Annotated in this window: 20 protein-coding genes; 19 read left to right on the top strand and 1 reads right to left on the bottom strand. The window is 55.5% G+C overall.

All coding sequences use genetic code 11. The features are described 5' to 3' along the window. The first annotated feature begins 208 nt into the window (after nucleotides 1–208). The 4 genes from GHH_RS14170 (at nucleotide 209) to mbcS (ending at nucleotide 4,579) form a co-directional block, all read left to right on the top strand. Nucleotides 209–1,354, top strand: coding sequence for a cysteine desulfurase family protein (locus GHH_RS14170; protein ID WP_015375633.1), 1,146 nt, complete (start codon nucleotides 209–211; stop codon nucleotides 1,352–1,354). 4 nt (nucleotides 1,355–1,358) lie between these two features. After that, a complete protein-coding gene (gene thiI, locus GHH_RS14165; RefSeq protein WP_041470738.1) occupies nucleotides 1,359–2,564 on the top strand; it encodes a tRNA uracil 4-sulfurtransferase ThiI in 1,206 nt (401 codons plus the stop codon). An 81-nt stretch (nucleotides 2,565–2,645) separates the two neighbouring features. Next, complete coding sequence (locus GHH_RS14160) at nucleotides 2,646–2,849, top strand: alpha/beta-type small acid-soluble spore protein (protein ID WP_011232268.1); 204 nt, start codon at nucleotides 2,646–2,648, stop codon at nucleotides 2,847–2,849. 137 nt (nucleotides 2,850–2,986) lie between these two features. Next, a complete protein-coding gene (mbcS, locus tag GHH_RS14155) occupies nucleotides 2,987–4,579 on the top strand; it encodes an acyl-CoA synthetase MbcS (RefSeq protein WP_013144468.1) in 1,593 nt (530 codons plus the stop codon). 167 nt (nucleotides 4,580–4,746) lie between these two features. Here mbcS and GHH_RS14150 read toward each other — a convergent pair whose 3' ends face one another. Then, on the bottom strand, nucleotides 4,747–5,550 hold the full coding sequence (locus GHH_RS14150; protein WP_011232266.1) for an NAD kinase: 804 nt from the start codon (nucleotides 5,548–5,550) through the stop codon (nucleotides 4,747–4,749). 107 nt (nucleotides 5,551–5,657) lie between these two features. On the opposite strand from GHH_RS14150, the gene sppA reads away from it, so the two are divergent. The 15 genes from sppA to GHH_RS14075 all read left to right on the top strand — a co-directional run bounded on the left by sppA (nucleotide 5,658) and on the right by GHH_RS14075 (nucleotide 20,131). Beyond that, nucleotides 5,658–6,665 carry a signal peptide peptidase SppA gene (gene sppA / locus GHH_RS14145; protein ID WP_015375631.1) on the top strand — a complete coding sequence of 336 codons (1,008 nt, stop codon included), beginning with the start codon at nucleotides 5,658–5,660 and terminating at the stop codon, nucleotides 6,663–6,665. Between the two features lie 12 nt (nucleotides 6,666–6,677). Then, the gene (locus tag GHH_RS14140) at nucleotides 6,678–7,148 is read left to right on the top strand and encodes an RDD family protein (RefSeq protein ID WP_013524344.1); all 471 of its coding nucleotides are present in this window, start codon (nucleotides 6,678–6,680) and stop codon (nucleotides 7,146–7,148) included. 109 nt (nucleotides 7,149–7,257) lie between these two features. Then, nucleotides 7,258–7,947 carry a DUF2953 domain-containing protein gene (locus GHH_RS14135; protein ID WP_015375630.1) on the top strand — a complete coding sequence of 230 codons (690 nt, stop codon included), beginning with the start codon at nucleotides 7,258–7,260 and terminating at the stop codon, nucleotides 7,945–7,947. Between the two features lie 11 nt (nucleotides 7,948–7,958). Then, nucleotides 7,959–8,423, top strand: a complete 465-nt coding sequence (gene ytfJ / locus GHH_RS14130) for a GerW family sporulation protein (protein WP_015375629.1) — start codon at nucleotides 7,959–7,961, stop codon at nucleotides 8,421–8,423. A 124-nt stretch (nucleotides 8,424–8,547) separates the two neighbouring features. Further along, nucleotides 8,548–9,048 carry a thiol peroxidase gene (gene tpx / locus GHH_RS14125; protein ID WP_015375628.1) on the top strand — a complete coding sequence of 167 codons (501 nt, stop codon included), beginning with the start codon at nucleotides 8,548–8,550 and terminating at the stop codon, nucleotides 9,046–9,048. A 120-nt stretch (nucleotides 9,049–9,168) separates the two neighbouring features. Further along, complete coding sequence (locus GHH_RS14120; RefSeq protein ID WP_015375627.1) at nucleotides 9,169–10,158, top strand: class I SAM-dependent methyltransferase; 990 nt, start codon at nucleotides 9,169–9,171, stop codon at nucleotides 10,156–10,158. Nucleotides 10,159–10,535: 377 nt separating this feature from the next. Next, nucleotides 10,536–11,726, top strand: coding sequence for an acetate kinase (locus tag GHH_RS14115; protein ID WP_015375626.1), 1,191 nt, complete (start codon nucleotides 10,536–10,538; stop codon nucleotides 11,724–11,726). Nucleotides 11,727–12,118: 392 nt separating this feature from the next. Next, on the top strand, nucleotides 12,119–12,625 hold the full coding sequence (locus GHH_RS14110; RefSeq protein WP_015375625.1) for a hypothetical protein: 507 nt from the start codon (nucleotides 12,119–12,121) through the stop codon (nucleotides 12,623–12,625). 224 nt (nucleotides 12,626–12,849) lie between these two features. Then, the gene (locus tag GHH_RS14105; protein ID WP_015375624.1) at nucleotides 12,850–13,197 is read left to right on the top strand and encodes an SCP2 sterol-binding domain-containing protein; all 348 of its coding nucleotides are present in this window, start codon (nucleotides 12,850–12,852) and stop codon (nucleotides 13,195–13,197) included. A gap of 66 nt (nucleotides 13,198–13,263) precedes the next feature. Further along, nucleotides 13,264–14,799 (top strand): class I adenylate-forming enzyme family protein, encoded by a 1,536-nt coding sequence (locus GHH_RS14100; RefSeq protein ID WP_015375623.1) that lies wholly within the window; start codon nucleotides 13,264–13,266, stop codon nucleotides 14,797–14,799. A gap of 20 nt (nucleotides 14,800–14,819) precedes the next feature. Continuing rightward, complete coding sequence (locus GHH_RS14095) at nucleotides 14,820–15,962, top strand: acyl-CoA dehydrogenase family protein (protein ID WP_015375622.1); 1,143 nt, start codon at nucleotides 14,820–14,822, stop codon at nucleotides 15,960–15,962. Continuing rightward, nucleotides 15,959–17,173: an acyl-CoA dehydrogenase family protein gene (locus GHH_RS14090; RefSeq protein ID WP_015375621.1), complete on the top strand. Its 1,215-nt coding sequence runs from the start codon at nucleotides 15,959–15,961 to the stop codon at nucleotides 17,171–17,173. The genes GHH_RS14095 and GHH_RS14090 overlap by 4 nt, the downstream gene beginning before the upstream one ends. A gap of 96 nt (nucleotides 17,174–17,269) precedes the next feature. Beyond that, on the top strand, nucleotides 17,270–18,061 hold the full coding sequence (locus tag GHH_RS14085) for an enoyl-CoA hydratase/isomerase family protein (RefSeq protein ID WP_015375620.1): 792 nt from the start codon (nucleotides 17,270–17,272) through the stop codon (nucleotides 18,059–18,061). Nucleotides 18,062–18,076: 15 nt separating this feature from the next. Then, nucleotides 18,077–18,919, top strand: coding sequence for an SDR family NAD(P)-dependent oxidoreductase (locus GHH_RS14080; protein ID WP_011232252.1), 843 nt, complete (start codon nucleotides 18,077–18,079; stop codon nucleotides 18,917–18,919). A 69-nt stretch (nucleotides 18,920–18,988) separates the two neighbouring features. Further along, the gene (locus GHH_RS14075) at nucleotides 18,989–20,131 is read left to right on the top strand and encodes a thiolase family protein (protein WP_015375619.1); all 1,143 of its coding nucleotides are present in this window, start codon (nucleotides 18,989–18,991) and stop codon (nucleotides 20,129–20,131) included. The last annotated feature ends 5 nt before the right edge of the window (nucleotides 20,132–20,136 follow it).

Genomic DNA, 20,136 nt, shown 5'->3' with positions numbered 1-20,136 from the left:
CGCACGGGGATGGCTTGGCTGACAGCCTGCCGTGGGGCGGGTGTTCCCAAGAATCTCCCACCTCTAAGCGCAGGTGGGAGATTGTTCAATGGGTTTTTGGTGAATAATGTAAATGACTGTGTGTTTTCGTTGCCGATTGGCGCCTGTTTTGGTTAAGATGGACGATGTACAGCGATATTTTGCCGACAATGAGCGGAGGATGGAAGCGATGATTTATCTTGACAACAGTGCGACGACCAAACCATTTCCCGAGGTGGTCGATTCGTTCGTCGCCGTCGCAACGAACTATTTTGCCAATCCGTCGTCGCTCCATGGGCTGGGCATGAAGGCGGAGCGGCTTTTGGCGCAGGCGCGTGAACAAATCGCCGCCATGCTGCGCGTTAAGCCGAATGAAATCGTTTTTACCTCCGGCGGAACGGAGGCGAACAATTTCGCCATCAAAGGGGTCGCCTGGCAATATCAGCGGCGCGGCCGACATATCATTACGACGAAAATCGAGCATCCGTCTGTTGCTGAACCGTGCCGCCAGCTTGAGGAGCTTGGTTTTGAGGTGACGTACTTGCCGGTCGACCGCGAAGGAAGGGTATCGGTTGAGCAAGTGGAACGCGCGCTGCGCGACGATACGATTCTCGTGTCGGTCATGCACGTCAATAACGAAGTTGGCACGGTGCAGCCGATCGAAGAAATCGGCGCGCTTTTAGCCCGCTATCCGAAAACATTGTTTCACGTCGATCGGGTGCAAGGGATCAGCAAAGTGCCGCTCGACTTGAAGCAAGCCGGTGTTGATTTATGCACGATATCGGCGCATAAATTTCACGGATTGCGCGGCGCCGGCTTGCTTTACGTCCGTGAAGGCGTCCGCTTGGCGCCGTTGATTGCCGGCGGCGGGCAGGAGCGGCAGCTTCGGTCCGGAACGGAGAACGTCGCCGCCATCGTGGCGATGGCAAAGGCGCTTCGCTTGGCCATGGAGCGGTATGAGCGGGACATCGGCCGGCTTCAGGCGCTAAAAGACGAGTGGCTTGAAGCGCTCTCGGCGATTCCGGACATCGAGATCAACACGCCGCGCGATGGCGCCGCTCCTCACATCATCAATTTTTCGCTGAAAAGCGGCATCAAGCCGGAAGTGTTTGTTCACGAACTGGAGAAAAGCGGAATCTACGTCTCCACGACGTCGGCCTGTTCATCAAAAAAAAAGGCGCCGAGCAAGACGCTTTTGGCTATGGGGCTTGGTGAAGACCGAGCCGAGCGCGGCATTCGCATCAGCTTGTCGTTTGACAACAGCCGGGAAGAAATCGCGCCGGCGGTGGCAGCGATCAAGCAGGCGATCAAAACATTAAGCGAGGTAACGGAATAAGATGATGAACTATGACCGCATTTTGATTCGCTACGGAGAAATGACGACGAAAGGAAAAAATCGGAACATCTTCGTCCGGCGTCTTAAAAACAACATTGCCCGCAAACTGCAGGCGTTCGAGCGGATTCAGATTGAATATATGCGCGACCGAATGTACATTTTATTAAACGGCGAGCCGCATGAACCGATCATCGAAAAGCTGAAAACCGTTTTTGGCATTCATTCGTTCAGCCTGGCGATGAAGTGCGAAAACGATCTGGACGCCATTAAGGAAACGGCGCTCGCCGCCGTCCGCCAGCTCCCATACAAAGGAAAAACGTTTAAAGTGAGCGCCCGCCGCGTCGACAAGCAGTTTCCGTATCGAAGCGACGAGCTGAACTACGAGGTGGGGGCGCACATTTTGCGGCATACGGATGGACTTACGGTCAACGTGCGCGAGCCGGATATTGACGTGCGCATTGAAGTGCGCCAAGACGGGACGTATATCACGTGCCGCGACATTTTCGGCGCCGGCGGCCTGCCGGTCGGGACGAGCGGCAAGGCGATGCTCATGCTCTCCGGCGGCATCGACAGCCCGGTCGCGGGATATTTGTCGATGAAGCGCGGCTTGGAAATCGAGGCCGTCCACTTTTTCAGCCCTCCGTTTACAAGCGAACGGGCGAAGCAAAAAGTGATTGACCTTGTGCGCAAGTTGACGACATACGGCGGGAGAATCAAGCTTCACATCGTGCCGTTTACGGAAGTGCAACAAGCCATTTATCAAGGAGTTCCGAACGAGTACTCGCTCATTTCCACTCGGCGGGCGATGCTTAGGATCACCGATGCGTTGCGCCGCCGCCAGCGGGCGTTGGCGATCGTCACGGGCGAAAGCCTCGGCCAAGTCGCGAGCCAGACGCTAGAAAGCATGTACGTGATCAATGAGGTGACAAATACCCCGATTTTGCGCCCGCTTGTTTCGATGGATAAACTTGAAATTATCGAGCTGGCGAAGCAAATCGGCACACATGATATTTCCATTCTTCCGTATGAAGACTGTTGCACCATTTTTACGCCAAGAGCGCCGAAAACGAAGCCGAAAAAAGAAAAAGTGCTCCATTATGAGAGCCAGCTCGACCTCGCTCCGCTTCTGGAAAAGGCAGTCAATGACACAGAAACGCTCGTCATTGATGAAGAAACAGGGCAGGGCGATGAGTTTGCCGAGCTGTTTTGAATCTCAAAATTTACCAAAAAGCATCGCTGCATATCGCCATCTGTTTTCACACATTCTATAGGTACAAGGAGGTGAAAACAGATGGCACGCAACAACAGCAATCAACTGCTCGTTCCGGGTGCGCAACAAGCGCTGGAGCAAATGAAATATGAGATCGCTCAAGAATTTGGCGTGAACTTAGGCGCTGACACGACTTCGCGCGCCAACGGTTCGGTCGGCGGCGAGATCACGAAACGTCTCGTAGCCATGGCGCAGCAACAATTGGGCGGCGCACGCCAATTCTAATTTCATAATGATGGCTTACGCGGCGGGGGCATTCCCCGCCGCTTTCATATGAGAAAAACGGTATTCAAAATAGAACGACTATTTTGTATAATAAAGATGCCGACCAAGGCGAAACAAGACAGAGGGGGAGAGGAACGATGAGGCGGGAAGACTTGATTGCTCCCGAGCGCTACAATTTAACATCGGAAATGGAACGGCATGCGGCCGCCGGCCCGGATCGGATCGCGTTGAAATGGGAGAGCGAGCAAGGCGAAACGAAAGAGATTACATACGGCCGCTTGATGGCGCGCGCCAACCAAATTGGAAACGCTTTCTTATCGCATGGGCTCGAAAAAGGCGATAAAGTGCTCGTCATGATGCCGCGCCTCATTGAAACATACGAAGTGTATATAGGGGCGCTCAAAGCCGGGCTTGTCGTCATCCCAAGCTCGGAGATGCTGCGGACAAAGGATTTGCAATATCGGCTCGTCCATAGCGAAGCGAAAGCGGTTGTCGCTTATGCGCCGTATACGGACGAATTTGCGCCGATTGACGGCATCGAACGTTTGACGAAGTTCGTCATCGGGGAACCCCGGGACGGATGGATTCCGCTTGAAGACGCCATGGCCAAAGAGAGCGAAACGCTTGAGGCGGCGGATACCTCGCGCGATGATATGGCGTTTTTGTCGTACACATCCGGCACGACCGGCAATCCGAAAGGGGTCGTCCATTGCCATGGTTGGGCGTACGCCCACTTGCGCACGGCTGCGAAAAACTGGCTGTGCATTGAAGAAGGCGACCTCGTTTGGGCGACGGCTGGACCGGGATGGCAAAAATGGATTTGGAGCCCGTTTTTATCGGTGCTCGGCTCGGGGGCGACCGGTTTCGTCTACTACGGCCGTTTTGAGCCGGAAAAATATTTGCAGCTATTGGAAAAATACAACATCAATGTGCTGTGCTGCACGCCGACCGAGTATCGTTTGATGGCGAAAGTGCCGGACATCGGCCGCTATCATCTATCTCATTTGCACAGCGCCGTGTCCGCCGGAGAGCCGCTCAACCGCGAAGTGATCGACACGTTTGCCAAGCATTTCGGCGTCGAAGTGCGCGACGGCTACGGCCAGACAGAAAACACGCTGCTTGTCGGCGTCATGAAAGGAATGCCCATCAAGCCGGGTTCGATGGGGAAACCGACGCCAGGCAACCGCGTCGAAATTATCGATGAAAACGGCGAGCCGTGCCCGCCCGGACAAGTCGGCGACATCGCCGTCCATATCGAGACGCCGGCGCTGTTTAAGTATTATTACAAAGATCCGGAGCGGACAGCGATGCAGTTCCGCGGCGACTACTACATTACGGGAGACAAAGCGCGCAAAGACGAAGACGGCTATTTCTGGTTTGAAGGCCGCGGGGATGACATCATCATCAGCGCCGGCTATACGATCGGCCCGTTTGAAGTCGAAGACGCGCTTGTCAAGCACCCAGCCGTAAAAGAGTGCGCCGTCGTCGCCAGTCCGGATGAAGTGCGCGGCCATGTTGTCAAAGCGTTTGTCGTGCTGCGCGACGGGGTCGACAAAGACGATCCGTCTCTGATTCCGGCCCTGCAAGAACATGTGAAACAGTTGACGGCGCCGTACAAATACCCGCGCAAAATCGAGTTTGTCGACGATTTGCCGAAAACGGCGTCCGGAAAAATCCGCCGCGTCGAGCTGCGCGAGCGGGAAGCCCGCCTTGCCGGCCGGTCGTCGTAAGCAGAAAGAGCCGGTTGAGCTGGCCGTTGCCAGAAGCGGAGCGATGTCCGCGCGGCGACCAAACAAGAGGGTGTCTCAAAAGCAACGAGACACCCTCTTGCCGCATGCGCGTCGAACGGATTCGCCATTTTAGATCCGGTGTTTCGCCGGGAGAACAGACACACGCTTCACAAAAAGACGCGTTTCACTTTATCCCAGAACGAATTGTCTTTCAAGCGCACCGTTTTGACCACCCGGTCGCTTAAACGAATGTCAATCCGCTCAATATGCTGGATGCTGAGCGCTTCATTGTCGAGGCCGATGATCGGAAAATGGCTTGTTTCTTCCGACATTTTCAGCGTCAACGTCCGCGAGCCGCTCAAAATGAACGGCGAGCCGAGCGTCCGATAGCGGTTGCTGTTGAGCGAGGCGAGTTCGCTCACTTGAAAGCACGGCAAGAGCGGATCGACGACCGCTCCGTGCACCGATTTATTGTAGCCGGTGCTGCCGGTCGGCGTCGAAACGATGATGCCGTCGCCGCGGAACGTCTCGAAATGCAAGTCGTCGATGAAAACGTCGATCGCCATCGTTTTAATGATTTGCGAGCGGATCGAACATTCGTTTAAGCAGAAAAACGAAGCCGCGCCGTCGATCGTCACTTCGATGATTGGGTAGCGCCGCACTTCGAGTTTCCAATTTTTCGCCGCTTCCACCATATGATCGATGTCGTCAATATGGAAATCGCAGTAAAACCCGCGCGCCGGCAAGACGGACACGCCGACGTACAAACGGTCAGGAAGAAATCCCGTCTGCCGCACCGCCTGCAAAAACGCGCCGTCATCCCCGATGCTGACGATGATGTTCGCTTCCCGATAGTCGTCGACGACAACAAACGGACCGCGCTCTGCCAGCTCAATGAGCGGCTTCACCCGTTCGATGAGCTTGTCGTCGCGCTTATAAAAAAAATAAAGACGGTTGCGTTCCATATCCATGTTTTGCCCTCCTGCTGGCATCATCTAATCAATCGATGTACAATGAATATTGTACCACGTTTGCCAGGATTCTAAAAATATGGGCAGCCGATGCAGGGGGGAAGACGATGAATCGAAAACGATGGACCGCGTTGGCCATCGCCGCCGCCTTGTTTGTGATCTCGGTGCTTGTTCAAGCGGTTGGCGTTCTTTTGTCCGACAAGGCCGGCGGCTGGTCGGAAAGCTGGCTGGCGCTCATGGAGTCGCCATTTAGCGAAGAAGTCATCGCCGAGGGCGACCCGTTGAAAAAAATCGCTGTGTTGGAAGTGAACGGAGTTATTCAAGATGCGGGGGAAGCGGAGTCGTTTCTTTCCTCATCACAGTACAACCACCAAACGTTTTTGCAAATGATCAAACAGGCGAAAGAGGATCAAGACGTCAAAGCGATCATCTTGCGCATCAATTCGCCGGGCGGCGGTGTCGCGGAAAGCGCGGAAATTTACGATCAGCTGATGAAGCTGAAAAAGAAGACGAACAAGCCGATTTACGTATCGATGGGGGCCATGGCCGCCTCGGGCGGTTACTATATCGCGGCGGCCGGCGATAAAATTTTCGCCAGCCCGGAGACGATCACCGGCTCCATCGGCGTCATCATGCAAAGCGTCAACTATGAAGGGCTGGCAAAGAAGTACGGCGTGGAGCTTGTCACGATCAAAAGCGGGCCGTACAAAGACATCATGAATCCGGCGCGCAAAATGACCGAAGCGGAACGGGAGATTTTGCAGCAGCTGATCAATGATTCGTATGATGCGTTTGTTGATGTGGTAGCCAAAGGGAGAAAGCTGCCGGAAGACACGGTGCGCAAGCTGGCGGACGGCCGCATTTATGACGGGCGACAGGCGAAGGCGCTCCGCCTTGTCGACGAGTTCGGCTACTTGGATGACGCGATCGCTGCGCTCAAAAAAGAGCATCATTTAACCGGCGCTCAAGTCGTAAAATACGTGAACGATGCGCCGTGGAGCTCTCTCTTTGAGATGGTGTCGAACCGGATGAAGCCGGACAGCGAGGCGGCCGGGCTCATCCGCCTGTTGTCGCGCCCATCCTCGCCGCGGCTTATGTATTTATACGCCGAATAAAGGAGTGGAAACATGACGGACATGCAAATAACGGCGACGCTGGCGGATCATCTCCCGCCGGCAGAGCGCCCCCTCTGCTACGGCGGCTTTTGGCTTCGTTTTTGGGCGTATTGCCTTGATGTCATTGTTGTCTCGAGCCTCAACCGGCTCATCGTTTGGCCGCTTTTTCGCCTGTTCGATTGGCCGCTTGCGCAGGACGGTTTGTTCGCGCCAGCGGCGGTCGCGGCCGCCGTCGTCTTTTACGCCTATTTCGTGTTGATGACGAAAGCGTTTGGGCAGACGCTTGGCAAAATGGTGTTCGGCTTAAAAGTGGTCGATGAGCGCGGCGAGCCGCTCACCTGGCTGACCGTGTTGTTTCGCGAAGTCGTCGGCAAATTCATCGCGAAAAAATTGCTGTTCATCGGTTTTTTGTTTGTTGCGTTTTCCGAAAAGAAAAAAGGGATGCATGACCAGTTCGCGGATACGATCGTCGTCCGCGAGTAACAATCCGCCTGCATCAAGAACAGACCGTCAACCAATGTCCGCCTGCCGAAACGGCAGGTTTATTTTTTTTCTAGATGGCGACAATGGATGATGAAAGGGAGGGCGGACATTGAAAGCAGTCATCGCGGTCATCGCAACGGTTGTTCTTTTGCTTCTTCTCGTCGCCTGGATGAAAGTATCGGTGACGGTCGTGTTTCGCCATATGAAAGACGACGATGAATGCAAAATCGTGGTGCGCACGCTGTTTGGCCTCCTCCGCTATACCGTCCGCATTCCGCTCATCAAGCTGGACATGGATCCGGATGCGCCGGGAGTGGCGTTTCTCCATAAAAAAGGAGTGGAGGGAACGCGCGGGAAGGAGGAAAAGAAAGGGAAATTGACCCTAAAAAAAATCGCCGACCTGTTTCGGCAGCTGAAACGGTTTCTCGAGCAAGTCGTCGACTTGCATGAAATTATGAAACAATTTTACCGCCACGTGACGATTACGAAATGGGAGTGGAAAACGAGAATCGGCACCGGCGACGCCGCGTCAACGGGCTTGCTCGTGGGGCTTGGCTGGTCGCTGAAATACATGATCATCGGCGCTGCGAGCCGCTATATGAACATGAAAACAACTCCGGCTGTCGCCATCGTTCCGGCCTACGATCGGGCCGCTTCGGAAACGGTGTTTTTATGTATGATTCAGTTTCGAATCGGGCATGCTATGGTAGCAGGATTGCGAGTGGTCAAACATTGGCGCGGATGGCGGCTGCCAAAGCGAAACCCATTGGCGGCCAAGCAGGCAAATGAAGGCTACTAGGAGGAATGACGATGACGAACCATCCGATTCAAGGGCTGATGACAACAGCGATGGAAAACTTAAAACAAATGATCGACGTCAATACCATTATCGGCGACCCGGTGGAGACGCCTGACGGGAGTGTCATTTTGACCGTCTCGAAAGTCGGGTTTGGCTTTGCCGCCGGCGGCAGCGAGTTTATGCTTGACGGCCAGCAAAACGGCCACCAAGGGGCGCAAGCCGGCGGGAACGGGCAGGCCCAAGGGAACGGACATCCGTTTGGCGGCGGCAGCGGCGGCGGCGTCTCGATTACGCCGATTGCGTTTCTCGTCGTCAACTCGTCCGGGGTGAAGCTGCTCCATTTGGATGAAAGCACGCACTTATACGAAAAAATTCTCGATGTCGCGCCGCAGGCGTTTGAGAAGATTCAGGCGATGCTGAAGAAAAACAAGAAAGACGGCGCCGCAGGCCAAAAAGCAGACGACTTTGACATTTAGCCGGACCGTTGGCGTCCGGCCTTTTGTTTGTCCGCTGTCATGAACGGACAAAATCGTTGAAAAATTCCGTTCCGCGTTTTAGTATGGAAGTAGTACATATTTTTTCTAAAGGGGGAGAGAACCCATGGCCTATGTGACGTTTAAAGGGCAGCCGGTGACGCTTGTCGGCAACGAAGTGAAAGTCGGCGACAAAGCGCCGGATTTCACCGTGCTTGATCAAAACTTGCAGGAAGTGACGCTCGCGGATACGAAAGGACACGTCCGCCTGATCAGCGTTGTTCCGTCGCTCGACACCGGGGTTTGCGACGCGCAAACGCGCCGGTTTAACGAGGAAGCGGCAAAGCTCGACAATGTGAAAGTGTTGACGATCAGCGTCGATTTGCCGTTTGCGCAAAAGCGGTGGTGCGGCGCCGCCGGCATTGAGAACGTTCAAGTGTTGTCCGACCATCGCGATGTTTCGTTCGGACAAGCATACGGCGTCTTGATCAAAGAACTGCGCCTGCTTGCCCGCGCCGTGTTTGTCATCGACAGCCATGACACAGTGACGTATGTCGAATACGTGCCGGAAGTGACGAACCATCCGAACTACGAAGCGGCGATTGAAGCGGCGAAAGCGGCGAAATAATGAAAAGGCCCCGACCCGTTCGGGGCCTTTTCCGTTCCTATCGGCGCTTTTCTTGCGGCGCGAGGCGGACGGCCGTACAATATACAGAAGGGACGTTGGCAGAAAGGTGGGGACGTACAGATGATGACGCCAGTCGAACGGTTGTTCACGGTATTCGATGAAACGGCCCAACTTTTGCAAGAAGAATTGCAATGCACGTATTTAGAAGCCGTCGCGGAGACGGGGGAGAATTTGTTCCACGGCGACGTGCTGCAAGATGAGGTGAGCGAGCTGAACGCGAAACGGCTGAAAAAGCAGTATCGCGAACTGATGCTGGAACGGTTTCAAAACGAAGAAATCCGCAAGGCGTTTCAGCTTGCGGTGTTAAAAGGGATGCGCAAGCATGTTCAGCCGCACCACCAAATGACTCCGGATGCGGTCAGTTTGTTTTTGGCGTATTTGGTCCGCGAGTTTACGCGCTCGCATTTGGCGCTTAAGATCCTCGACCCGGCCGTCGGCACGGCGAATTTATTGACGGCGGTGTTAAACGGCCTTCGGGGAAAACAGGCGGCGAGCTACGGCAGCGATGTCGATGATCTGCTTGTCAAATTGGCGTACGTCAACGCGAACTTGCAAAAGCATCCGGTGCAGCTGTTTAACCAAGACAGCCTAAGGCCGCTGTTTGTTGAGCCGGTTGACGTCGTCGTCTGCGATCTGCCGGTCGGCTATTACCCGGATGACGACAATGCCGCCCGCTTCGCCTTAAAAGCGAAGGAAGGCCGGTCGTATGCCCATCATTTGTTCATCGAGCAAAGCTTGCGCTATACGAAAGAGGGCGGCTACTTGTTTTTCCTCATCCCGAATATGTTGTTCTCGAGCCCGCAGGCGGGGCAGCTGAACGAATTTTTAAAAGAGGCGGCCATTGTCCAAGGAGTCTTGCAGCTGCCGCTGTCGATGTTTAAAAACGATCAGGCGGCAAAAAGCGTGTTGATTTTGCAAAAGAAAGGGCCGAACGTCAAAAAGCCAAAACACGTGCTGCTTGTCGAGCTGCCGCGGTTTTCCAACAAATCGGCGATGCAGGCGATGATGGCGAAAATCGACGCCTGGATCACCGAGGAAAAAGAATGTTGACGAAAGGGTGTCCCAAACGCAGCAGGACGCCCTTTTTGATCACCGTATAGGCCGTCAAGCCCCTTCACAAAACGAGAGGTTGCATCTTCCTCCCCTTGCGCTCACGCGTGGAAGTGGGGTCTTCTCGGCTCAAGATGATAAATGCTGCTCTTTTCTTCATCGAAGAATCGCTGTTTTTCACCGACCTTTTCGGTCAGCTCCGTTTTCATTTTTCACAACATAAAAACTTTTTCTTGCAACCGGTTGCGAAACAAAGCGGCGCTTGAAACGCGAAAACGGGAGGCATACAATGAAAAAGGCATAGTGAAACGGCGCCCAATCGCGCACACTAACGGTAAGCGCGAGCGGATTTTGGCAAAAAAGGAGCTGTGTTTTCGATGGCGAAAGTGCTAGCCATTAATGCGGGAAGTTCCTCGTTGAAATTCCAGCTGTTTGAGATGCCGGCAGAAACGGTGTTGACCAAAGGGGTCGTCGAACGGATTGGCTTTGACGACGCGATTTTCACCATTGTCGTAAACGGTGAAAAACATCAAGAAGTGACGGCGATTCCGGATCATGCCGCGGCCGTTAAAATGCTGCTTGATAAGCTCATTCGCTACGGCATTATCCGTTCGTTTGACGAAATTGACGGCATCGGGCACCGCGTCGTCCACGGCGGGGAGAAGTTCAGTGATTCGGTGCTCATCACCGAGGACGTCATCAAGCAAATTGAAGAAGTGTCCGAGCTCGCTCCGCTCCATAACCCGGCCAACCTCGTCGGCATTCGGGCGTTTCAGGAAGTGCTGCCGGACGTGCCGGCCGTGGCGGTGTTTGACACGGCGTTCCACCAGACGATGCCGGAACAGTCGTTTTTATACAGCTTGCCATATGAGTATTACACGAAATTCGGCATCCGCAAGTACGGATTCCACGGCACGTCGCACAAATACGTCACCCAGCGGGCGGCGGAGCTTCTCGGCCGGCCGATCGAACAGCTGCGCCTCATCTCGTGCCATTTAGGCAACGGGGCGAGCATCGCGGCGGTTGAAGGCGGCAAGTCGATCGACACGTCCATGGGCTTTACGCCATTAGCCGGCGTGGCGATGGGAACGCGCTCCGGCAACATCGACCCGGCGCTCATCCCGTACATTATGGAAAAAACGGGAATGACGGCCGATGAAGTGATTGACGTGCTGAACAAAAAGAGCGGCATGCTCGGCATATCCGGCATCTCGAGCGATTTGCGCGACTTGGAAAAAGCGGCCGCCGAAGGAAATGAGCGCGCAGAACTGGCACTTGAAGTGTTTGCGAACCGCATTCATAAGTACATCGGCTCATATGCGGCGCGCATGTGCGGGGTCGATGCCATCATCTTCACCGCCGGCATCGGCGAAAACAGCGAAGTCGTGCGGGCGAAAGTGTTGCGCGGCCTCGAGTTCATGGGGGTGTACTGGGATCCCATCCTAAACAAAGTGCGCGGCAAAGAAGCGTTCATCAGCTATCCGCACTCGCCGGTCAAAGTGCTCGTCATCCCGACGAATGAAGAGGTCATGATCGCCCGCGACGTCATGCGGCTGGCGAATTTGTAGGGGTTGACGAGATTTACAAACAAAAACGTAATTTGTAACTAGCAAAAACATGCTAAAGCAACCTTTTTCATATTCGATTACGAATGTGGGAGGAGGTTGCTTTTTTCTTTGTCGATAAAAAAACGAGCATGCGTTAACAAAAAGAGAGTTTACACCATTAATGATGCGCTGAAGATTGTCCTAAAAAGAATCGTTGCAGCCATGTTGGCCAAAACAGCTGCCTCAAACAAACGGGGCGGCTATTTTTTTGTTTCATCGCTTATACGCTTTGTTGAGTGTTCATGGGTTCCCTTCGTTTTGCCTGTTTCCTCCCGGCAATTGTCGGAATTGCTGGAGGGAGTCGTTTCGCGCCAAAATGAGAGTGCACACTCGATTGAAGGGAGTGAACGGATATGGCATTGTTTCGTGATGATGCTCATGTGTATCGGGTGATCGGCGAGTTTATGCAAATTCCGTCGCGCCCAAGGACGGAAATGGAGCTGCGCAGCTGGTGGGGACAGCATCCAGCGTATCAGGAATACGGCAACGAGGTGGAGCAAATCAATCGGATTGGAGAACAAATCCGCCGTTCCCGCGCCGCGTTCGTCTTTTATTTGACCGATCCGGAGGCGGTCATCAGCATCGATGCGAGGCGGCCGGAAACCGGTGAAAACTACGCCATTTATTTCGGGCAGGCAATCGATGCGCCTGATGTTGCCATCAAGACGACCGGCGATATCGCCCACCAATTTTGGGGCGGCAACATCAACGTTCCATTGGCGCTCATGACCGGAAAAATGAAGGCAAAAGGATCGAAAGCGAAGGCGCTGCAGCTTCTGCCGCGCATCGTGCCGGCGTTTCCGCTTTATCGGCGCTATTTGGAGCTGATCGGTGAGGATGGACTTCTTCATGCCTTGTGAGCTCGGCGCTGACAGGAAGGTGATGCCCCAAACGTCATTTAGATGTTTGGTTTGATGGAAATTTTTTGTAGCCCGCTTTCATGGCCGGACAAATGTCGGGTGAAAACGCAAAAGCAAAAGGAAAAATCCGAGCATCATCGGGATGGATGAATGATTGAAAGCGGTTTATAGTAAAAGTGGGCCAAAAAATTTCTGATAGTTCAAAATATTAAGGAGGTACTGATATGCCCAGTGTGAAAGAAGTGTTTCAGATGATCGATCAACAATTGAAAGAAGACATTTCACGAGCGGAAGGAATTGTCGCCGTGTATCAATTCAATTTGAGCGGCGATGAAGCCGGCGTCTACCAAGTCGTGCTCCGGCCGGATGCAGGATTTGTCATTGAAGGGGAGCAAGAGCCTTCTGATTGCACGTTAAGCATGGACAGTGAAGATTTTAAAAAAATGGCGGAAGGGGAATTGAACGGAACGGAGGCGTTTATGAGCGGGCGGCTTCGCATTGACGGAGATATGGGGCTGGCGCTTCGCCTTCAAGAAGTGCTCGCCGCATACAACAGTGCAAAGCAGGCTTAACGGAGGAAAAGAGGGCGGTCGACAAATCGGCTGTCCTCTGACAAACCGATAGGGGAGAAGCGGACGATGCGTTTGACGGATATTTGGAAACGAAACATAGAGGAATATGGACCGTATCCGTTGCTGGTATTCGAAGGAAAAGAATATACGAACATTGAATGCGATACCCGTTCGTCTCAGCTGGCTCATGCATTGATTGAACTTGGGGTCAAGCCGGGCGACCGCGTTGTTGTAACGATGCCGAACAGCCCGGAAGTCATCATCGCCTTTAGCGGCGTCTTGAAAGCAGGAGCGGTTGTCGTGCCGGTGTTGCCGCTGTTGCAGACGCAGGAGCTCCATTACATTTTTAAAGACTGCCAACCGAAAGTGGTGCTGACGGCGGAAATGCTGTGGGCGAAAGCGAAAGAGGCCGCCAATGGCTTGCCGGCGCCTCCGATGATCGTCACGCTGGACGCTCCGGATTCTCCTCACTCTTTGCGAACGAGAATGGAACAAGCTCCTGCCAGCCTGACGACGTCGGAAGTCAATGAAAACGATCCTGCGGCTTTGCTTTACACGTCGGGAACGACCGGCCAGCCGAAAGGGGTTGTGTTGACGCACCGCAATTTGTCCACGAATGCGGAAGCGGCCGCTGAGATGGCGAAGCGGCTGCCGACCGAATTTGCACGCGTCGGCCTTGGGGTATTGCCCATCTCCCATGCGTTCGGATTTACGATGATGAACGTCGCGCTCCTTTTGGGGGATCAAGTCGTCCTTCTGCCGTATTTTGAGCCGAAAAAAGCGCTCGAAGCGATCGAGCGGCATCGGGTGACGCATACGGCGATGGTGCCGGCGATGTTTCATGCTTTATGCCATTATGCCGAGGCCGACCGGTACGACACTTCCAGCTTGGTGGCTTGCATATCCGGTTCTGCGGCGCTGCCGCCCGAACTTGCTGAGCAGTTTCAGCGCAAGTTCAACTGTCTTATTTTGGAGGGATACGGTCTGTCCGAGGCGGCGCCGATTGTGACGGCGACGGATCCGACGAAACCGATCAAGCTTGGATCAGTCGGCTTGCCGCTTCCCGGGGTTCGGGTGGCGGTCGTCGATGAATACGGAAATCCCCTGCCGCCAAACGAAGTCGGAGAACTGATTGTGTCGGGTCCAAACGTTTTTCAAGGCTACTATGGAAAAGACGAGGAGACCCGCCAGGCGCTGCGCGACGGCTGGTTGTATACCGGCGATATGGCGCGCATCGATGAGGACGGGTATGTGTTTATCGTCGATCGGAAAAAAGATGTCATCATTCGCGGTGGATTCAATATTTACCCGCGCGATATCGAGGAGCTGCTGATGTCCCATCCGGACGTGCTGGAAGCCGGCGTCGTCGGCGTCCCTTCACCGAAAATGGGCGAAGAAGTCGCCGCGTATGTCGTCGTTCGGCGCGGGGCCCAAGTGACGGAAGCGGAGCTGATCGAGTTTTGCCAAAAGCGGTTGGCGAAATACAAAACCCCGCGCTTTTTGAAAAAGGTCGGCTATTTGCCGAAAACGATGATCGGCAAAATCGACAAAAAGAAGCTGCGCGAATGGGCGAGCGAGTTCATTCCCGCTGTTCAATCGTAATGGAAAAGGAGAGGGGCAAGGTGATATCCTTTCAACCGTCGAAAGAAGAACAGGCGTTTTTTCAAGTTGCCCGCAGCCTAGCCGTTGAGAAAATTCGGCCGGTCGCAAGAGAGTGTGAAAAACATCGAACGGTTTCAGTTGATGTGAGCGAACGGGTGGATGAGCTCGGCTTGTCAACGCTCGAGCTTCCGGAATCGGGGGGAGGCTTGGAACTGCCGCTTCTGTCGCAATCGATCATCTGGCAAGCGCTCAGCTATGGCGATTTAGGCGTCATTCAAGGGCTTCCGGGGGCCGGGGAGGCGTCTTCCCTCTTTCGTCTGTCTCCCGAGCACCGCGTGTGGCACCGGTACCGGGAGATGGCGAAAGGCGGATGGCCGACTGTCGCCTGGATCGACGAAGCGGAACAAAAAGAACCGCTGAAGGAAGCGATTCGCGTGCGCCGGCGCGGCAGCGGATATATTGTGGACGGGGTGTCGTCTCCAGTCCGCTTGGCGTCGAAAGCCGACTGGGCGGTCATCGCCGCTAGGGACGAAGAAGAGGAAACGGTATTGCTCGCCTTTGATGAGCGAGTATGGGAGATCGAAGAAGGAGACATCAGGCTTGGGCTGCTGGCTGCCGGCATCGCTCGCCTTCGATTCGCAGAAGTGTACGCCGGTCCGGAACAACTCGTGGCCCGCGGCCCGGAAGCGGATGCATTGCTCAACCGCATGCGCGCCCGAAACCAAGTCATCGAAGCGGCGAAGGAAGTCGGCTTGATGGAGGCGGCGCTTGATTACACCATTGAATACACTGCGGGAAGAAAGGCGTTCGGACAGGAGATCGCCAAGTTCCAAGGGGTGTCATTTACGATCGCCGAAATGGCGTTCGAATGCCGCGGGGCGAAACTGCTTGTATGGCAAGCGGCCGCTGCAGTTGACCGAGGGGATGAACAGGCGGGCGGCTACGCCTGGAGCGCGTTGTCGCGAGCTCATCGTTCCCTGCGCTATGTCACCGATCAGGCCGTGCAAATGCTCGGCGGGCACGGGTACGTGCAAGAATACCCGGCTGAAAAATGGATGCGCGACGCCCAGGCGCAAGTGATGCTGTACGGCCGGGAAACGGATTGGCTCATCCGCCGCGGCGAACAGCTGCTGGGCAAACGGAAAGAGAGGGTGGCGCCATGATTTCCTTTGAATTCTCACCGCAGCAAAAACAAATCAAAGAACTCGTCCATTGGTTTGCTAAACATGAAGTGCGCCCGATCGCGCTGGAGGCCGACCGGCTCGGGCGGGTGCCGGACGAATGGCTGCAAAAAGTCAACAAAATGGGCATCCAGCTGAATGCGTCTTCGTTTGGCGGAGGGCGTGCTTCGGCTGATTCGGAAAAGAAAAAGGAGAAAAAAGAGCGCGAAGGCAACCGCGTGGCCGTCATCGCCGCTGAGGAGCTCGCGTGGGGATGCCCAGGCATCGCCCTTTCCCTTCCCGGCCCTGGCTTAGGCGGTCCGCCGATTCAATCGAGCGGCACGCCCGAGCAAAAGCAGCGGTTTTTGTCCATTTTCACGAAGGAGGAGCCGCGCTGGGGAGCTTACGCCTTGACGGAACCGGAAGCCGGCTCGGACGCGTCCGGCATCCGCACGACGGCGAAAAAAGTGGACGGCGGCTATCTCTTAAACGGGCAAAAAATTTTCATCACCAACGGCGCCCGCGCTTCTTGGGTCGTCGTGTTCGCCACGGTTGATCCGAAGTTGGGCCGCGCCGGGCACCGGGCGTTTGTCGTCGAAAAAGGGACGCCGGGATTTGTCGCGACCCGCACCGTCCATAAGATGGGTTTGCGCGCCAATGAAACGGCGGAGCTCTTGTTTGAAGACTGCTTTGTTCCTGATGAAAATTTGCTTGGCGGTGAAGAGCTGTACAGCGCAAACGAAAATCGCCCGTCCGGCTTCCAAGTGGCGATGAAAACGTTTGACAGCACGAGGCCGATCGTCGCGGCCATGGCCGTCGGCATCGCCCGCGCCGCCTATGAATATACGCTTGACATCGTTCGCAGCGAGTACCCGAAACAAGGACGGTTGTACTATGAAGCAGCCGCCCTGCTTGCCGAGGCGGAGCAAGAGATTGACGTTGCTCGCCTGTTGACGTGGGAAGCGGCGTGGAAAGCCGACATTGGCGAGCCGAATGCGATGGAAGCGGCTATCTGCAAGGCAGTGGCCGGGAAAATGGCGCTTCATGTATGCGCTATGTGCCTTGAACTGCTCGGGCCCGTCGGCCTTGACGGACATTTGGTCGAGAAATTGTACCGCGATGTGAAAGTGTTCGATATTTTCGAAGGCACGCAACAAATCCAGCGCCTTGTCACCGCAAGGCGGTTGTATGCGCCATACGGGGTGCACGTATAGAAGAGCGAGGCGGCGACCCAAACATCTCCGCTCGCGGTGGAGAGCGATGATCATTTATGAAGTTGCCGGTTCGATCGAACGAAAGGGGGAATTCCGATGCCTTACGAAACGCTGCGCATCGAGCGGCGAAACAAAGGAGTCGCTTGGGTGATGATCGACAACCCGCCGGCGAACGCCATTAGCGAGCGGTTAATGGAAGAATTGGAGAAAGCGGCCGATGAATTGGAAGCCGACCGCGGGGTGCGCGTTGTCGTCATCGCGTCGGCCCATCCGAAAACGTTTCTCGCCGGCGCTGATTTAAAGGATATGATTCAGCGAGGAACCCAGTTTGCCGGCAATGAAGCGGGCATCGCCGAACAAAGCGCCCGCATGCAGCGCTGCTTCGACCGATTCGCGACGATGCCGAAGCCGGTCATCGCGGCCATCAACGGCTACGCGCTCGGTGGCGGCTGCGAATTGGCGTTGGCTTGCGATTTCCGCATCATGGGCGGCGGCAAAATCGGCTTGACGGAAGTCTCGCTCGGCCTGATCCCTGGCGCGGGTGGCACGCAGCGGCTGACGCGCCTCGTCGGGCGGGCGAAAGCGACGGAACTCATTTTTCTCGCCAGACGGCTTGAACCGCAAGAAGCGCTCGAACTCGGCCTCATTCATCGCATCACGCCCCCGGAGCGGTTGGAAGAAGAGGCGGCGGCGTTTGCCGAGCAACTGTCAGAAGGGGCCGTACGGGCGATGGGGCTTGCCAAGCGGGCCATCTATGCGGCCGAAGGGCTTCCAGAAGACGGATTTGGCATCGAAGCGGCGTCATTTGCAGCAACGTTTAAGACAGGAGAGCCGGCGATTGGGCTGGCGGCGTTTTTCCAAAAGAAACAACCGCAATTTTTACGTTAAACGGAGGGATCACCGATGTCGTCATGGGCGGAACTGCTGAAAGGAAAAGTGGCGGTCGTCACCGGCGCCTCACGCGGCCTCGGGCGCGCGGATGCCTTGGCGCTTGCCGAAGCGGGAGCGGATGTCGTCATTACCGATATTTTGCTCGAATCGGATGAAGAAAGCAAACAGACGGCGCAAAAATATGGACCGCTCTCACAAGTGATGCAGAGTACAAAAGTGGTGTACGCCGAAAAGACAGCGGAAGACATTCGCGCCATGGGGCGGCGGGCGCTGGCTCTCAAAATGGACGTCACCGACCGTGAGCAAGTGAAAGAAGTGTTTGCCCGCGTCAAAGAAGAGTTTGGTTCCATTGATATTTTGGTCAACAACGCCGGCACGCTCGACCACGTTTCGCAAATCGAAAAGCAAAACGATGAGTTTTGGGAGCGCGATTTGCGGGTGAACCTGACCGGCACGTACAACTGTACAAAAGCGGTATGGCCGTATATGAAAGAGCAAGGATGGGGGCGGATCATCAACATGTCGTCTGTCGCCGGGACGCTTGGCGGCTTCGGCCAGGCGAGCTATTCGGCGACGAAAGGAGCGGTGCTGAGCTTTACGAAAAGCATGGCGCTTGAAGGGGCGCGCTACGGCATTACGGTGAACGCCATCGTCCCGGGCATCATCAACACGGAAGCGTTTCGCATGGGCAACCCGAAAATGAATGAGCGCATGATCCAGCGCACCGCGTTCCGCCGTCCGGGCGAGCCGGAAGACGTCGCCAATGCCATCGTGTTCCTTTGTTCCGATAAAGCGAAGTACATTACGGGGATTGGGTTGAATGTTTCAGGCGGCATCGAATTGTTTACGTTTTGACGAAACGGACGCCGCGCTTCGGGGCGTGCTGAAGGAAGTTCGATGTTCAGACAGAAAAGGAGGAGCGGCATGAGGGAAGTGGTGATTGTTGACGCCGTGCGCACGGCGATCGGCAAGAAAAAAGGGGCGCTCTCAAGCGTCCATCCGGTCGATTTGCTTGTTCCGGTGCTGCGGGCGCTTGTCGACCGAAATGGGCTGGATGCCGGCCTGGTGGAAGATGTCATCGTCGGCTGTGTGACAATGACCGGAGAGCAAGGGGGCAACATCGCCCGCCAAGCGGTGCTCGCCGCCGGATTTCCGGTCGGAGTGCCGGCGTTTTCCTTAAACCGGATGTGCGGCTCGAGCCAACAGGCGATTCATAGCGCGGCGCAGGCGATTTTGGCCGGCGACATCGACATCGCCATCGCCGCCGGGGTCGAAAGCATGACGCGCGTTCCGATGGGAAGCGACATGGGGCGGTTCAGCCGCCAGCTGACAAGTCGGTACAACATCGTGCCGCAAGGGATTTCTGCGGAGATGATCGCGAAAAAATGGGGGGTGTCTCGGGAAGAGCTTGATGCGTTTTCCTTGCAAAGCCATGAAAAAGCGGCGGCGGCAACCGACCGTGGGATGTTTGAGCGGGAAATCATTCCGCTTGACGTGCCGGGCGAGGAGGGGACGGTGTCCTTCACCCGCGACGAAGGGATTCGGCGCGACACGTCGCTTGAAAAGCTGGCGGCGCTCAAGCCGTCGTTCCAGCCGAAAGATGGCGTCATTACGGCCGGCAACTCGAGTCAAGTGAGCGACGGCGCGGCCGGCGTGCTGCTCATGTCGGCAGAAAAGGCGGCAGCGCTTGGCTTGCGGCCTAGAGCCCGCATCGTCGCCCGCACGGTCGTCGGCGAAGATCCGATTTTGATGTTGACCGGCGTCATTCCCGCGACGCGCCGCGTGCTCGACAAAGCCGGGCTGCGTTTGGATGACATCGATGTGATCGAAATCAATGAAGCGTTCGCTTCCGTCGTCAAGGCGTGGGAGCGGGAGCTCGAGCCGGATATGGCAAAAGTCAATCCGCGCGGCGGGGCGATTGCCCTCGGCCATCCGCTCGGCGCGAGCGGCGCCCGGCTGATGACAACGCTGCTCCATGAGCTTGAGGACATGGACGGGAAATACGGATTGCAAGTGATGTGCATCGGCTTTGGCATGGCGACCGCCACCATTATTGAACGGCTGTAAAGCAG

The sequence above is a fragment of the Geobacillus sp. GHH01 genome, assembly GCF_000336445.1.
GTDB classification, from domain to species: Bacteria; Bacillota; Bacilli; order Bacillales; family Anoxybacillaceae; genus Geobacillus; species Geobacillus zalihae.
Note: the sequence above shows the minus strand (reverse complement) of the source record. Positions and strands in the feature narration are given on the sequence as shown.

Excerpts from the sequence above, each read along its gene's own strand:
- GHH_RS14170 (WP_015375633.1), top strand. The coding sequence starts at position 209 with ATGATTTATCTTGACAACAGTGCGACGACCAAACCATTTCCCGAGGTG.
- thiI (WP_041470738.1), top strand. The coding sequence starts at position 1,359 with ATGAACTATGACCGCATTTTGATTCGCTACGGAGAAATGACGACGAAA.
- GHH_RS14160 (WP_011232268.1), top strand. The coding sequence starts at position 2,646 with ATGGCACGCAACAACAGCAATCAACTGCTCGTTCCGGGTGCGCAACAA.
- mbcS (WP_013144468.1), top strand. The coding sequence starts at position 2,987 with ATGAGGCGGGAAGACTTGATTGCTCCCGAGCGCTACAATTTAACATCG.
- GHH_RS14150 (WP_011232266.1), bottom strand. The coding sequence starts at position 5,550 with ATGGATATGGAACGCAACCGTCTTTATTTTTTTTATAAGCGCGACGAC.
- sppA (WP_015375631.1), top strand. The coding sequence starts at position 5,658 with ATGAATCGAAAACGATGGACCGCGTTGGCCATCGCCGCCGCCTTGTTT.
- GHH_RS14140 (WP_013524344.1), top strand. The coding sequence starts at position 6,678 with ATGACGGACATGCAAATAACGGCGACGCTGGCGGATCATCTCCCGCCG.
- ytfJ (WP_015375629.1), top strand. The coding sequence starts at position 7,959 with ATGACGAACCATCCGATTCAAGGGCTGATGACAACAGCGATGGAAAAC.
- tpx (WP_015375628.1), top strand. The coding sequence starts at position 8,548 with ATGGCCTATGTGACGTTTAAAGGGCAGCCGGTGACGCTTGTCGGCAAC.
- GHH_RS14120 (WP_015375627.1), top strand. The coding sequence starts at position 9,169 with ATGATGACGCCAGTCGAACGGTTGTTCACGGTATTCGATGAAACGGCC.
- GHH_RS14115 (WP_015375626.1), top strand. The coding sequence starts at position 10,536 with ATGGCGAAAGTGCTAGCCATTAATGCGGGAAGTTCCTCGTTGAAATTC.
- GHH_RS14110 (WP_015375625.1), top strand. The coding sequence starts at position 12,119 with ATGGCATTGTTTCGTGATGATGCTCATGTGTATCGGGTGATCGGCGAG.
- GHH_RS14105 (WP_015375624.1), top strand. The coding sequence starts at position 12,850 with ATGCCCAGTGTGAAAGAAGTGTTTCAGATGATCGATCAACAATTGAAA.
- GHH_RS14100 (WP_015375623.1), top strand. The coding sequence starts at position 13,264 with ATGCGTTTGACGGATATTTGGAAACGAAACATAGAGGAATATGGACCG.
- GHH_RS14090 (WP_015375621.1), top strand. The coding sequence starts at position 15,959 with ATGATTTCCTTTGAATTCTCACCGCAGCAAAAACAAATCAAAGAACTC.
- GHH_RS14085 (WP_015375620.1), top strand. The coding sequence starts at position 17,270 with ATGCCTTACGAAACGCTGCGCATCGAGCGGCGAAACAAAGGAGTCGCT.
- GHH_RS14080 (WP_011232252.1), top strand. The coding sequence starts at position 18,077 with ATGTCGTCATGGGCGGAACTGCTGAAAGGAAAAGTGGCGGTCGTCACC.
- GHH_RS14075 (WP_015375619.1), top strand. The coding sequence starts at position 18,989 with ATGAGGGAAGTGGTGATTGTTGACGCCGTGCGCACGGCGATCGGCAAG.